At 73.7% G+C, this 13093-nt stretch carries 8 protein-coding genes; 3 read left to right on the top strand and 5 right to left on the bottom strand.

Annotation, left to right across the window (positions count from 1 at the left end):
* Window positions 1-60: 60 nt before the first annotated feature.
* On the bottom strand, window positions 61-2673 hold the full coding sequence (locus tag ABD220_RS08500; protein WP_344121598.1) for a DEAD/DEAH box helicase: 2613 nt from the start codon (window positions 2671-2673) through the stop codon (window positions 61-63).
* Between the two features lie 124 nt (window positions 2674-2797).
* Here ABD220_RS08500 and ABD220_RS08495 point away from each other — a divergent pair, with 124 nt between their 5' ends.
* Window positions 2798-4534: a formate--tetrahydrofolate ligase gene (locus ABD220_RS08495; RefSeq protein WP_344121596.1), complete on the top strand. Its 1737-nt coding sequence runs from the start codon at window positions 2798-2800 to the stop codon at window positions 4532-4534.
* 129 nt (window positions 4535-4663) lie between these two features.
* On the opposite strand, the gene ABD220_RS08490 is transcribed toward ABD220_RS08495, so the two are convergent.
* The 4 genes from ABD220_RS08490 to ABD220_RS08475 all read right to left on the bottom strand — a co-directional run bounded on the left by ABD220_RS08490 (window position 4664) and on the right by ABD220_RS08475 (window position 10306).
* The gene (locus ABD220_RS08490; protein WP_344121594.1) at window positions 4664-8167 is read right to left on the bottom strand and encodes a DUF3376 domain-containing protein; all 3504 of its coding nucleotides are present in this window, start codon (window positions 8165-8167) and stop codon (window positions 4664-4666) included.
* 49 nt (window positions 8168-8216) lie between these two features.
* Complete coding sequence (locus ABD220_RS08485) at window positions 8217-9188, bottom strand: bile acid:sodium symporter family protein (protein ID WP_344121663.1); 972 nt, start codon at window positions 9186-9188, stop codon at window positions 8217-8219.
* Entirely contained in the window at window positions 9185-9844 is a 660-nt protein-coding gene (locus ABD220_RS08480) for an MBL fold metallo-hydrolase (RefSeq protein WP_344121592.1), read from the bottom strand. The genes ABD220_RS08485 and ABD220_RS08480 overlap by 4 nt, the downstream gene beginning before the upstream one ends.
* A 147-nt stretch (window positions 9845-9991) precedes the next feature.
* The gene (locus tag ABD220_RS08475; RefSeq protein WP_344121590.1) at window positions 9992-10306 is read right to left on the bottom strand and encodes a hypothetical protein; all 315 of its coding nucleotides are present in this window, start codon (window positions 10304-10306) and stop codon (window positions 9992-9994) included.
* Between the two features lie 420 nt (window positions 10307-10726).
* Between ABD220_RS08475 and ABD220_RS08470 the strand changes: the two genes are divergently transcribed.
* Window positions 10727-11341, top strand: a complete 615-nt coding sequence (locus ABD220_RS08470) for a MarR family winged helix-turn-helix transcriptional regulator (RefSeq protein WP_344121588.1) — start codon at window positions 10727-10729, stop codon at window positions 11339-11341.
* The gene (locus tag ABD220_RS08465; RefSeq protein WP_344121586.1) at window positions 11338-13092 is read left to right on the top strand and encodes an MDR family MFS transporter; all 1755 of its coding nucleotides are present in this window, start codon (window positions 11338-11340) and stop codon (window positions 13090-13092) included. Before ABD220_RS08470 ends, ABD220_RS08465 begins: the two co-directional genes overlap by 4 nt.
* The last annotated feature ends 1 nt before the right edge of the window (window position 13093 follow it).

Here is a 13093-nt window from a genome sequence, read left to right as displayed (position 1 = left end):
CCGAGCAGGTGCGGGCCGGGGGCTCCGTCGTCGCGGGACCGCCGGGGTGGCGGGCCCGGCTCAGCGGCCGGTCTCGGTGACGGGCCCGACGTTGTCCACGACCACAGCGGGGAAGCCGTCCTCGTCCGAGGCCCGCAGGTCGACGCGGGCGTTGATGCCCCAGTCGTGGTGGCCGTCCGGGTCGTCGAAGACCTGCACCACGGTCCAGTAGCCCGGCAGCCCCTCGGGCCGCTCGTCGATCCGGATCAGCCCCGGGCCCCTCGACTGGGGGTCCGTGTAGATGTCCTCGTGCTCGGCGAAGTAGGCGTCCATGGCGTCCGCCCACCGGTCCCGGTCCCAGCCGTGCTCGCCGTCCAGGGCGCCCAGGACCTTGTCCTTCTCGTCCGCGAACAGCTCCACGCGCTGGAACAGGGCGTTGCGGACCATGACCCGGAACGCCCGCGGGTTCGACGTGATCGCGGGGGGCTGCTCGTCGATGAGCTCCTCCAGGGTGTCCGCGGAGGTGCCCATGGGGGACTCCTCCCCGGCGGCCAGCTTCTCCCACTCGTCGAGCAGTGAGTTGTCGGTCTGCCGGATGAGCTCGCCCAGCCACTCCACGAGGTCCTCGAGGTCCTCCCGCAGCAGCTCCAGCGGCACGGTCTGGCGCAGCGCCTTGTAGGCGTCGGAGAGGTAGCGCAGCAGGATGCCCTCGGACCGGGCGAGGCCGTAGAACTGCACGTAGTCGCCGAACGTCATGGCGCGCTCGTACATGTCCCGCACCACGGACTTGGGCGTCAGCTCGAACTGGGCCACCCACGGGGCCCCGGTGCGGTAGGTCTCGAACGCCTGGGTCAGCAGCTCCTCCAGCGGCTTGGCGTAGCTGACGTCCTCGAGCTCCTTCATCCGCTCGTCGTAGTCGAGGCCCTCCGCCTTCATCGACGCCACGGCCTCCCCGCGGGCCTTCTTCTCCTGCATGTTCAGCACCTGGCGCGGCTTCTCCAGGGTCGCCTCGATGACGGAGACCACGTCCAGCGCGTAGCCGGGGTCCTCCCGGTCCAGCAGGGTCAGGGCGGCCAGGGCGAACGGGGACAGCGGCTGGTTGAGGGCGAAGTTCTCCTGCAGCTCCACGGTCAGCCGCCAGGTGCGGCCCTCCTCGTCGGGCTCGTCGAGCTTCTCGACCACGCCGGCGGCGCGCAGCTCCTTGAGGATGCCGATGGCCTGCCTGAGGAGGGCGCGCTGCCGCTGCCGCGGCTCGTGGTTGTGGGTCAGCAGGTGCCACGCCGCCAGCACCGGGTCCCCGGGCCGCTGCAGGAGGTTGAGCAGCATCGAGTGGGTCACCGTGAAGGACGACGTCAGCGGCTCGGGCTCGGAGGCGACCAGGGTCTCGAACGTCGGCTTCCCCCAGGACACGAAGCCCTGCGGCGGCTTCTTCTTCACCACCTGCCGCAGCTTCTTCTGGTCGTCGCCGAACTTGGCGTGGGCCTTCTTCATGGCCTTGTTGTTCTCGATGACGTGCTCGGGGGCCTGGACCACCACGGTGCCCGCGGTGTCGTAGCCGGCCCGCCCGGCCCGGCCCGCGATCTGGTGGAACTCGCGGGCGTTGAGCCGGCGGGTGCGCTCGCCGTCGAACTTGGACAGCGCCGTGATGACCACGGTGCGGATGGGCACGTTGATGCCCACCCCCAGGGTGTCGGTGCCGCAGATGACCTTGAGCAGTCCCGTCTGGGCGAGCTGCTCCACGAGCCGGCGGTACTTGGGCAGCATCCCGGCGTGGTGGACGCCGATGCCGTGGCGGACCAGCCGGTTGAGGGTCTTGCCGAAGCCGGCCGCGAAGCGGAACCCGCCGATCAGCTCCCCGATGCGCTCCTTCTCCTCCTTGGTCAGCACGTTGACGGACATCAGGTTCTGCGCCTGGTCCATGGCCTGCAGCTGGGAGAAGTGCACCACGTACACCGGCGCCTGGTTCGTGGCGAGCAGCTCCTCGAGGGCCTCGTGGATGGGGTCCTCGGACCAGTAGTGGTGCAGCGGGATGGGCCGCTCCGCCGAGGAGACCGTCGTCGTCGGGCGGCCCGTGAGCTCGGTGATGCCCTCCTCGAAACGGGAGACGTCCCCCAGGGTGGCGCTCATGAGCAGGAACTGCGCCTGGGGCAGCTCCAGCAGCGGCACCTGCCAGGCCCAGCCGCGCTGGGGGTCGGAGTAGAAGTGGAACTCGTCCATCACCACGGGCCCCACGTCCGCGTCCCGGCCCTCGCGCAGGGCGACGTTGGCGAGGATCTCCGCGGTGCAGCAGATGATGGGGGCGGCGGCGTTGACCGCTGAGTCGCCGGTGACCATGCCGACGTTCTCCGCGCCGAAGATCTCCACGAGCGAGAAGAACTTCTCGGACACGAGCGCCTTGATCGGGGCGGTGTAGTACGAGCGCTGCCCTGCGGCGAGGCCCGCGAAGTGCGCCGCGACCGCCACCGTGGACTTCCCGGACCCGGTGGGGGTCGCGAGGATCACGTTGGACCCGCTCGCGAACTCCAGCACGGCCTCGTCCTGGGCCGGGTAGAGCTCCATGTCCCGGGAGGCGATCCAGCCGAGGAACCCCTCGTAGACCTCGTCCCCGGACAGGGCGTTGGTGGCGTAGTCGCCGCGGTAGTACGGGTGGCCCGGAGTGCCGAGCTCGGGGGACAGGGCTTCGAGAAGTTTCATCGTCCTCCACTGTATCGGGGAGGCGCGCCCCGGTCCGTGCCGGTCCCGGGTCACGGGGGCCCGGGACCGGGCCACTGCGGCGGGGCACTCGCCGGGACGGCCCCGGGTCCAGCAGACTGGGCGCATGACGCACGGCACCGCCCCGCTGCCCTCGGACCTGGCGATCGCCCAGGCCGCCCGGCCGCGCCCCGTGACCGAGATCGCGGCCGCGGCCGGGATCGCCGCCGACCGCCTGGAGCCCTACGGGCGGTTCGTCGCGAAGGTCGACCCGCGCCCGGACGAGGTGTCCACCCCCGAGGAGGCCACCGAGCGCAAGCACGCCCGGGGCGTGCGGTACGTGGTGGTCACGGCGCTGACCCCCACGCCGCTCGGCGAGGGGAAGACGGCCACGGCGGTGGGCCTGGCCCAAGGCATGGCCGCCACCGGCCGCTCCGCCGCCCTGACGCTGCGCCAGCCCTCCATGGGCCCCACGTTCGGCATCAAGGGCGGCGCCGCGGGCGCGGGCTACGCCCAGCTGCTGCCGATGGACAAGCTGAACCTGCACCTGACCGGGGACTTCCACGCCGTGACGGCCGCCCACAACCTGCTGGCGGCCATGATCGACAACCACCTGCACCACGGCAACACCCTGGGCCTGGACGTCCGCTCGATCACCTGGCGGCGGGTCCTCGACGTCAACGACCGGGCGCTGCGCACCGTGGTGGTGGGCCTCGGCGACCACCAGGACGGCGTGCCCCGCCAGACGGGCTTCGACATCACCGCCGCGTCCGAGGTGATGGTGATCCTCTCGCTCGCCACGTCCTTCGCCGACCTGCGCCGCCGCCTGGGCCGGATCGTGGTCGGTTCCACGTACGACGGCGAACCCGTCTCCGCCGAGGACCTCAGGTCCGCCGGGTCCATGGCGGTGCTCCTGCAGGACGCCTTCCAGCCGAACCTGCTGCAGACCCTGGAGGCGACCCCGGCGCTGGTCCACGCCGGGCCGTTCGGCAACATCGCGACCGGCAACTCCTCCGTGGTCGCCGACTACGTGGCCATGGCCCACGCCGACTACGTCATCACCGAGGCGGGGTTCGGCGCGGACATGGGTCTCGAGCGGCTGGTCAACGTCAAGGCCAGGGCCTCGGGCCTGACCCCGGACGCGGCGGTGCTCGTGACCACGGTGCGGGCGCTGAAGACCCACTCCGGCCGCTACACCGTGCGCCCGGGCAAGGCGCTGCCGGCGGAGATGCTCCAGGAGAACCCCGGGGACGTGGAGGCGGGGGCGGCCAACCTGCTCCACCACCTGGCGATCGCCCGGTCCTTCGGGATCTCCCCGGTGGTGGCGATCAACGCGTTCCCCGGCGACCACCCCTCGGAGCACGAGGCGATCCGCCGGATCGCCCGGGCGACCGGGGCCGAGGTGGCCGTGTGCACGGCGGTGTCCGAGGGCGGCGCCGGGGCGGCCGAGCTCGCCGACGCCGTGGCCGCGGCGTGCGAGCACCCGGCCGGGTACACCCCGACCTACGGGCTCACCGAGTCCCTCGAGGACAAGCTCACCGCGGTCGCCACCCGCGTCTACGGCGCGGACGGCCTCGAGATCACCCCGGCCGCGGAGCACCAGCTGGCCCGCTACGAGGAACTGGGCTACGGAGGGCTGCCGGTCGTCATCGCCAAGACACACCTGTCCACCACCGCGGACCCCGCCCGCAAGGGCGCGCCCACCGGGTGGTCCCTGCCGGTCCGCGAGCTGCGCGCCGCCGTGGGCGCCGGTTACCTCTACGCGATCTGCGGGACGATGCGCACCATGCCGGGGCTGGGCACCTCCCCGGCGGCCGAGCGGATCGGCGTCGACGACGACGGGCGCGTCACCGGCCTGTTCTGACACGCGCCCTTCTCCGGCGCTGGCTCCGCCCGGCGCAGGACGTCTCCGGCCCACGGCCCCTCCGGCCCACGCCCCTCCGGCCCACGCCTCCTTCGCCCCACGCCTCTCCCGGGCGCACGGGCCGCCGGCTCACCGGCGGCCCAGCAGCTCCTCACCGGGCCCGTACCGCCGCAGCATGGTCTCCGAGGGCGCCCACCACAGGACGGCCGCCCAGCCGTAGGCCGCCCCGGCCACGGCCGGCAGGTCGGCCCAAAGCCACCCGGGACCGCCCGTCCAGGTCCACAGCACCCAGGCCGCGGCGCCCCCGAGCGCCGCCGCGGCCACCGCGACGACGAGGGCCCAGGCGGGCCGCACCCATCCCGCCAGGAGCAGGACACCGGCCAGGAGCAGCGCCAGGGCCAGCGCGGCGGCCCGCGCTGCGGCGCCGTCCGGCACGAGGCCCGGCAGCCCCGCCAGGGCGGCCCCGGACCAGACCGCCACCGCCGCCACCACCACGAGGGCAGCACGGGCGACCTCGTCGGGACCCCTGCGCGGCGCGCGCAGCGCCACGGTCCCGGCCAGGCGCTCCAGCACGAGCGCCGCGAGCACCAGCAGCAGGGCCGCGGCGCCGCGCCCGGACGGCACGGCGGAGCAGAGCGGGAGCAGCAGGGACAGCGCCGCCGCCCCCGCCAGGGCGGCCCGCCGCAGCGCGCCGCGGCGGGCGGCGGCGACCTCTTCCGCGGTGACCCGCGGAAGAGCGGAGGCCGCGGACGAGGAACCGGTCCCGGGCGGCGGCCGGATCCCGGCGGCGTCACGGACGGCCGCCCACCGCAGCAGCGCCCGCCGCCCCGTCCGCAGGAGGGACAGCACCAGCGCGGCGGAACCGGCCGCGAGCAGCGCAGCACCGGGCCACGACCAGGCCCGACCGTCCGGGCCGAGCGGACCCGTGGCCGCCCACAGCCCGGCCGCCAGCGCGACGGCGACGAGGGCGGCGCGCACGGGGGTCACCACGGCGGGCGCCAGCACGAGCGCGGGCTGGAGCACCAGCAGCACCAGCTCCCAGACGGGGCGGGGCAGGTCCGGGGTGCCCGCCAGGGCCCGTCCCAGCACCCGCACCCCGCGCGAGGCCAGCGAGAGGCGGTGGCCCGGGGCCAGGCGGTCCAGGCCGTCGGCGCTCGCACCGACCGCCGCCCGGCCGCTCCCGGCCGAGCCGTGGCCGACGTCCCGCAGCAGGGCGTCCTGCAGGGCCGCGACGGCGGGATCGTCGGTCGTGGTGCTCCCGGCCGGGGCGGCGCCGGCCGGGGCAGCACCGGCCGGGCCGGACGAGGCCGCCGCCGGTGGCGCCGGCAGTGCGCGCAGGAACCCGGCGACGCCGGCCGCCGCGTCGAGACGGCCCCACCACCAGTCGTTGGCCCGCCAGTCCCCGGCCAGGAAGCCCCGGAAGTTCAGCAGCCCGGCGCCGGCCAGCTTGGCGCTCGCCGGCACCCGGTCGCCGCCGAGCAGCCGGGCGAGCTCCTTGATCCCGGCGTCCGGCGCGTCGAGCGCCTGCTGGAGGCGGTCACGGGCGAGCGAGGCCCGGAGGGCGGGGAACGCGGCCGGCGCCGCGGGCGCCTGGTCCCCGCGGATCTCTCCGTAGGCCACCCGGGACACCGCGGTGGGCATCCCGGCCGCGGCCAGCAACGGAGGCAGGTCCACGGCGGTCGGCGCGGTGTCCCCGGCGGGGATCCTCGACCAGGGGGACGCCTCCCAGGCCGCACGCCGCGCCGCCGTGCCGGGACGGTCGGCGTCCAGGTGCCCGTCCACCGCGGCGTGCAGGCTCCGCAGCCCGTCGACGACCGCGTCCAGCTCGGCCCAGGAGGCGGCCGTCGGCCGGTGCTCCGGGCCGTCCGCGCCCAGCCAGGGGTCGATGACGTCCGTGAGCGGTGCCGCCGGATCCGCTCCGGCGGCCAGCACGGCCTGGAACCGCCGGTCGCGCTCGTGGCGGGCGACCGTCAGCACCCGGTAGGCGCGCTCGCGGGCGAGGGCCCTGTCGAAGCCGCCGCCCGGAGCGTCCGGCCCGTCGAGGCCCAGCTCCTCCAGGACCCGCACCCAGGAGAGCACGCAGGACGCGGCGTCGAACAGCGCCTGCGCTCCCCGCAGCACCGCCGCGGCGGCAGGGTCGTCGAGCGGGCCCCGGGAGAGGGCGTCGTAGCGTCCCAGCAGCTGTGTCCGCAACGGCTCGAGCGCCCGGGGCGGCCGCGCCCGCAGGGCGTCGCGCCGGGCCAGGGTCGAGGTGAGCTGCCACTCCGCCGGGCGGGTCAGCAGGCGCGCGAGCAGCTCGGCGTCGGCCCGGCCCCGGTAGCGCAGATAGGCCCGGCGGCGCTCCTCGAGCGAGACCTCGTCCCAGCACCCGATCAGGGCGGCCAGCGGGTGCAGGCGACCGCGGGCCACGAGCTGGGCGTCGAGGTAGTCGGACAGGGCCAGCACCTCGTCGTCGTCCGACTCCCGCCGGGGCAGACGGGCGACCGTGGCGGCCAGCGTGCCCACGAGCCGCGGCAGATCCCGCTCGAAGGGCACGGCCCGCTCGCGCTGGGGCGGGTCCGGGTCGAGGTACAGCAGGCCCCGGTCGGCGTGCCGCAGGGACGTCCGGGTGCGCGCGGCCTGCAGCGCCCGGTCGATGGGGATGTTGTCGAACACACCGCCGTCGACCACGTGGTAGGGGAGTTCCGCGGGGTCGCGGTGCGCGCCGAAGGCATGGCTCAGGTCCGGGCGCCCGGCCCCCGGTCCCGGCGCGCCCAGCGGGCCCGGGGTCGGGGCGGACCACACCGAGGCCGGCTCGAAGGCCCCGGGGAAGGAGGCCGTCGCCCGGGCCGCGTAGGCCAGCCGGGACAGGGCGGCCGCGGCCTCCGCCGGGGCGGTGCTGCGCCCGGGGATGCCGTTGTCCAGCGGCGGGGCGGGAGAGCCGGGCTCCGGGGACGTGAAGTGGAAGTCGCTGCGTCCCTGCGCCGACGCGCTGTAGGGGGAGGGGTCGCTGTCCAGGACCGTGGCGGAGAGCTCGACCGTCACGTGCTCGGCCGCCAGGTCCGGGTGGTGCTCCGCGCTGCCCCGGAGCGCCTCGAGCGCCTCCAGCAGCCGCGTCCACAGGTAGTCGTCGCCGCGCAGCAGGGAGTCCACCGGCCGCCGTCCGAGCGGGCGCAGCAGCCGGTCGAGCGCGCCGTGCTCCGCCCAGATCCGGCCGAGGGCGTCCATGCCGGAGCCCGCGCGCTGGGCCACGGCGTGCACCACGCCGTTGAGCCCGCCGGCGCTGGCCCCGGCGAGGAGATCGAGCTCCACCCGGTCGTAGCCGGCGTCCGCGAGCAGTCGCGCGTACACCGCCGCGCGCTCCTCGACCAGGGGATCAGCGGTCGTGGACGGGTGCAGGAGATAGGCGTGCAGCGCTCCGCGGCCGTCCCGGTGGATCCGGATCCGCCGCAGGAGGTCCAGCTCCGCCACCGCGCCGCCGATCCACACCGCCAGGCTCACGCCCCCGCGCATGGCCAGGGCGAGCCGGAGGGTGCGGCCGAAGGCCGGTTCCTGCCCCGCGACCGCGTCCGCCAGCGGCTGCGGGGACAGCACGGGCGTGACGTGCAGGGGAGGAGCGGCGGACGCCGCGTCCGCACCTGCCGGAGGGCTCATCGCGCGCGACAGGGGCGGCCGGTCACCGGGCGGTCCCGCCGGCGGCTGCTCAAGGGCGGGCGCGGCGGGCGTCGGCGCGCCGGCAGAGCACGGCGAACAGGGCGCCCGACAGGTTGTGCCAGACCGAGAAGACTGCGGCGGGCAGCGCCGCCAGGGGGTTCATGTACTGGGCGGCGAGCCCGGCGGCCAGTCCGGAGTTCTGCATGCCCACCTCCACGGCGGTGGTGCGGCGCACGGCGATCGGCTGCCGCGTCACCGCGCCCACGAGGTGCCCCAGGGCCAGGCCGAGCACGTTGTGCAGGACCACGGCCGCGAGCACGAGCAGGCCCGCCTCGACGATCCGGTCGGCGCTGCCCGAGACCACGATGGCCACGATCAGGGCGATGGCCGCGACCGACACCCACGGCAGCACGGGCAGGGCGCGCTCGACCAGCCGGGGGACGAGCAGGCGCACGGCCAGGCCCGCGACGACGGGCAGGAGCACGATCTTGGTGATCGACCACGCCATGGCCCCGCCGTCCACCGGCAGGTACTGCCCGGCCAGCCACAGGGTCAGCAGGGGTGTGAGCAGCGGCGCCAGCAGGGTGGAGATCGAGGTCATCGTGACCGACAGGGCCACGTCACCGCGGGCGAGGTAGGCGACCACGTTGGAGGCCGTGCCGCCGGGTGCGCAGCCCACCAGGATCACGCCCGCGGCGAGTTCCGGCGGCAGCCGCAGCAGGAACACCACGAGCAGCGCCACGAGAGGCATGATCACGTACTGCGCCGCGACGCCGAGCAGCACCGGCAGGGGCCGCTTCGCCACGAGTGCGAAGTCCACGAGACGCAGGGTCAGGCCCATGCCGAACATGACCACTCCGAGCAGGGGGTTGATCCATCCCGACAGCCCGCTCACGGCACCGGGGGCCAGGAACCCCACGAGCCCGCCCGCGAGGACGAGCACGGGGAAGAGCAGGACGGCGGTGTAGGCGCTGCGGTCGGGGGCCGCGGTCCCGGTCGCGGTGGTGGGGCCGGTGTTCACCACCCGCGGGCCCGCCACTCCTCGAGGTGCGGACGCTCCGCCCCCAGCGTGGTGGGCCTGCCGTGGCCGGGGTGGACCACGGTGTCGTCGTCGAAGCGCTCGAAGACGCGCTCGGTGACGTCGTCGATCAGCTGCCGGAAGTCCTCGGGGCTGTTCGTCCTGCCCACGCCTCCGGGGAAGAGGGAGTCGCCCGAGAAGATGTGCGCCGGGCCCTCCGGATCGCGGTAGACCAGGGCGATCGAGCCCGGGGTGTGCCCCCGCAGCCCGATGACCTCGAGGTCGAAGCCGTCGAACTCGGCCGTGTCGCCGTCCTCGAAGGTCAGGTCCATAGGCACGGCGATGTCGGGCTCGTCGTCGGCGCCGCACGCCGTCATGGCCTCGGACCGGGAGCGGACCTCCTCGAGGGCACGGACGTGGTCCCAGTGCGAGTGGGTGGTGATGATGAGCTGGAGATTGCCGTAGGCCTGGGAGCAGTCGCCGTTGCCGGCGCCCACGAGACCGGCGATGGCCCGGGCGTCGTCGGCCGCGTCGATGAGGACCTGCGTGCCCTCGTCCTTGGAAGTGAGCAGGTAGACGTTGTTGTCCATCTCGCTCACGGAGATCCGGCGGATCGTGACCTCGGCGAGGTCGGTGACCTCCGTCTTCGTTGCGATCATGAGGACGAAGGTACTCCCGTGTCCCGGCACTGGCCAATCGCGGGCTCCGGTAACTTCTAGCTGCTCGGATGGGACCGACGAAGAGTAGTCCGCGGACGCCGAGGGCGCCCCTCCGGCCTCGGACGGGGCGCCCTCGGATGTCGATGCTTATTGATTCTGGTTGAACACGACTCCATCCTGCTCGGGAGTTGCCTCGCAGATGACGTCCGTCTGACCGGAACGATCAACTGCCCTGCCGAGGACGGCCAGGGGCCCGACCTTTACACCGCAGACGTTGGCTGCGATTTGAGCCGCCACACCGATGGCGACGTTGTTGTTGGAGAGGATCTCATTGTTGTCATCGATGACGACTACGTTGATCAGACCGTCCTGCTGCGCCGCATAGGCAGGCATAGCCATGCCTCCACCGAGTAGCACTCCGGCGGCGGCGACGGTGGCAACTGACTTGCGAACGGGGTTCATGACAAGCTCCCTTAATAGTGGTGCAAGTCACATCAACGTAGGTCGTTACTACTCCACGGTCAACAAATCAGCCCATTGCATCAGTTCGAAAGTACACATGGTTGTTGTGGCAAGGGACTGTCCGCGACCTGAAATAGGCACCTGACGTCCGCGTTTTCCCTGAGGTTGGTCTGCAGCGTGCGGGTGGCGAATTCCGGTCGGACTTCGCTGTGCCAAATTGCGCGATTGTTGCGGGAGGGGTCATGGTTGCCGACCCGGCAGGGTGAGGGTATAGTTGCGTGCGGCAATCATTTATCAGGGCATCCAGTGGCACCACGCCTGCGTCGTCGTCGACGCGGGACCCCGCGAGGAGCGGGGTGTGCGGACCGGGTGCCCCTTCGTCGTTGTCGCCCCTAACATCCCCGATCCCGGAGGCCCCCATTGCCCGTCTCCCACGACACCGCCGTGGAGCTGGTGCGCGACCTGCTGGAACTGCAGCGCGTCATGAAGCGCGTGACCAAGACCGACGCCGGCCCGCGCCGGCTCAACCCCACGGCGATCGCCCTGCTCTACTACCTCGACAGCAACGGGCCGCGCCGGGCCACCGTGATGGCCGCCGAGACCGGGCTGGGGCCCTCGGGGCTGAGCCGCCAGCTGGCCGTCCTCGAGGAGGAGGGCCACGTGGAGCGCACTCCCGACCCCGACGACGGGCGCGCCGCGCTCGTGGCCATCACGGAACGGGGCCGGGAACAGGTCCGGACCGTGCTGGAGGAGGACGCCCAGCGTCTCGCCGCGCGGCTCGAGGGCTGGGACGAGGACCAGGCCCGCGCCAGCCGGGGAGCCATCAACGAGATCACCACCGTCTTCCTGAGGTCCCTCGGGGTGGAGCGCACCACGTCATGCCGCGGTCCCGGGGAGCCCGAGGGCTGCGATGGCGGAGACAGGCCCCCCGGATCGGCCACCAACCGCAGGGCGGCGGATCGAATGAACGCCGACCGAAAGAACGCCCGCCGGCAGGACGCCGACCGAGAGCACGAGGGGGAGATCGCGAGATGACGCATCAGCAACCGACCACCGCACCGGGCGGGGGGACCGGCGCCTCCCACCAGGAGGTGCTGCGCGCACTCACCGGGATCCTCTCCGTGTTCTTCATGGCGATGGTCACCCTCACGATCATCGGCACGGCCCTGCCCGTGATCATGGCCGACCTCGGCGGGGACCAGACGTCGCTGTCCTGGACGGTCACCGGCACCCTGCTCGCCAACGCCGCGACCACGCCCGTGTGGGGCAAGCTCGCCGACCTCTTCGACAAGAAGAAGCTGCTCCAGCTGTCCATCGTGATCTTCGTGCTCGGCTCGGCCATGGCCGGGCTGGCGCCGACCATCGAGTTCCTCATCCTGGCCCGCGTGGTCCAGGGCGTGGCCATGGGCGGGATCATGGCCCTGGCCATGACCATCATGGGCACGATCATCCCGCCCCGGGAGCGCGGCCGCTACGCCGGCTACATGGGCGCCGTGATGGCCGTGGCCACCTCCGCCGGCCCGTTGCTCGGCGGGCTCATCGTGGACCTCTTCGGCTGGCGCTGGGTGTTCCTCATCCCCGCCCCGCTGGCGGTCCTGGCGGCGGTGCTCGTCCACCGCACCCTGCACATCCCGCCGCAGGCACCTCGGAAGGTGAGCATCGACTGGCTTGGCATCGCGCTGCTGGTCGTCTCCGCCTCCGCGCTGCTGCTGTGGGTGTCCCTGGCCGGCCAGCCCGGGATGTTCGAGTGGGTCTCGCCGGCCTCGGCGGCCCTCGTCGCCACCGCGCTCGTGGGCACCGTGCTGTTCGTGCTCGTGGAGCAGCGCGCCGCCGAGCCGGTGCTGCCCATCCGGGTGGTCACCGAGCGCACCACCGCGCTGGCCATCCTCGCGGCCATCGCCACCGGCGGGGCCATGTTCGCCTCGACCACCTACCTGGGCCAGTACTTCCAGCTGGGTCAGGGCTACAGCCCCACCATGGCCGGGGTGCTCATGCTCCCGCAGGTGTTCGGCTCCCTCGTGGGCGCCACGGTCGCCGGACAGCTGATCACCCGCTACGGGCGCTGGAAGATCATCCTGGTGGTCGCGGCCGTGCTCATGTCCACGGGCCTGTTCCTCGCCGCGACGCTCACGCACGACACCGCGCTGTGGGCCGTGAGCGTCTTCATCTTCCTCGTGGGTCTGGGCATCGGCGCGCTGAACCAGAACCTGGTCCTGGCCGTGCAGAACACCGTGGGGCTCAAGGACATGGGCGCGGCGTCCTCCTCGGTCGCGTTCTTCCGCACCATGGGCGGCGCGGTGGCGGTCGCCGTGTTCGGCGCCCTCATGAGCTCCCACCTCGCCCGGGAGCTGGCCGAGAGCACCCGGGCCCGGGGCGGGGACCCCGCCGCCGTGGACAGCTCCACGATGGACCTGGAGTCCCTGCCCGCCTCCGTCGAGGGCGTGGTGCGCGAGGCCTACGGCACGGGCACCGGTCTCGTCTTCCTCGTCGCGGCCCTCGCGTCCCTGGTGACCCTGCTCGCCGTGCTGCTCATCAAGGAGGTCCCGCTGCGCCGCACCGTCGACATCGTCGAGGTGGACCCCGCCACGGGCCGGCTCAAGGTCGTCACCCGCACCGTCGACGCCCGCGAGGCCCGCCGACAGCAGGCGGCGGCCGGCGCGGACCCCGCGGCGGCCAGTCCGCACGCGGACGGCGCCGCCGGCGGCCGGGCCGGCTCCTCCGCCGGCGGCTCAGCCCGTGAGCGGGTCCGCGAGGACACCTCCACCGGCCCCGTGGACCGGGTGTGAA

This window comes from Kocuria aegyptia (assembly GCF_039530085.1).
Taxonomy (GTDB): domain Bacteria; phylum Actinomycetota; class Actinomycetes; order Actinomycetales; family Micrococcaceae; genus Kocuria; species Kocuria aegyptia.
Note: the sequence above shows the minus strand (reverse complement) of the source record. Positions and strands in the feature narration are given on the sequence as shown.

Bases quoted from the DNA above. Each gene is read 5' to 3' on its own strand.
- ABD220_RS08500 (WP_344121598.1), bottom strand. From the start codon at position 2,673: ATGAAACTTCTCGAAGCCCTGTCCCCCGAGCTCGGCACTCCGGGCCAC.
- ABD220_RS08495 (WP_344121596.1), top strand. From the start codon at position 2,798: ATGACGCACGGCACCGCCCCGCTGCCCTCGGACCTGGCGATCGCCCAG.
- ABD220_RS08490 (WP_344121594.1), bottom strand. From the start codon at position 8,167: ATGAGCCCTCCGGCAGGTGCGGACGCGGCGTCCGCCGCTCCTCCCCTG.
- ABD220_RS08480 (WP_344121592.1), bottom strand. From the start codon at position 9,844: ATGATCGCAACGAAGACGGAGGTCACCGACCTCGCCGAGGTCACGATC.
- ABD220_RS08475 (WP_344121590.1), bottom strand. From the start codon at position 10,306: ATGAACCCCGTTCGCAAGTCAGTTGCCACCGTCGCCGCCGCCGGAGTG.
- ABD220_RS08465 (WP_344121586.1), top strand. From the start codon at position 11,338: ATGACGCATCAGCAACCGACCACCGCACCGGGCGGGGGGACCGGCGCC.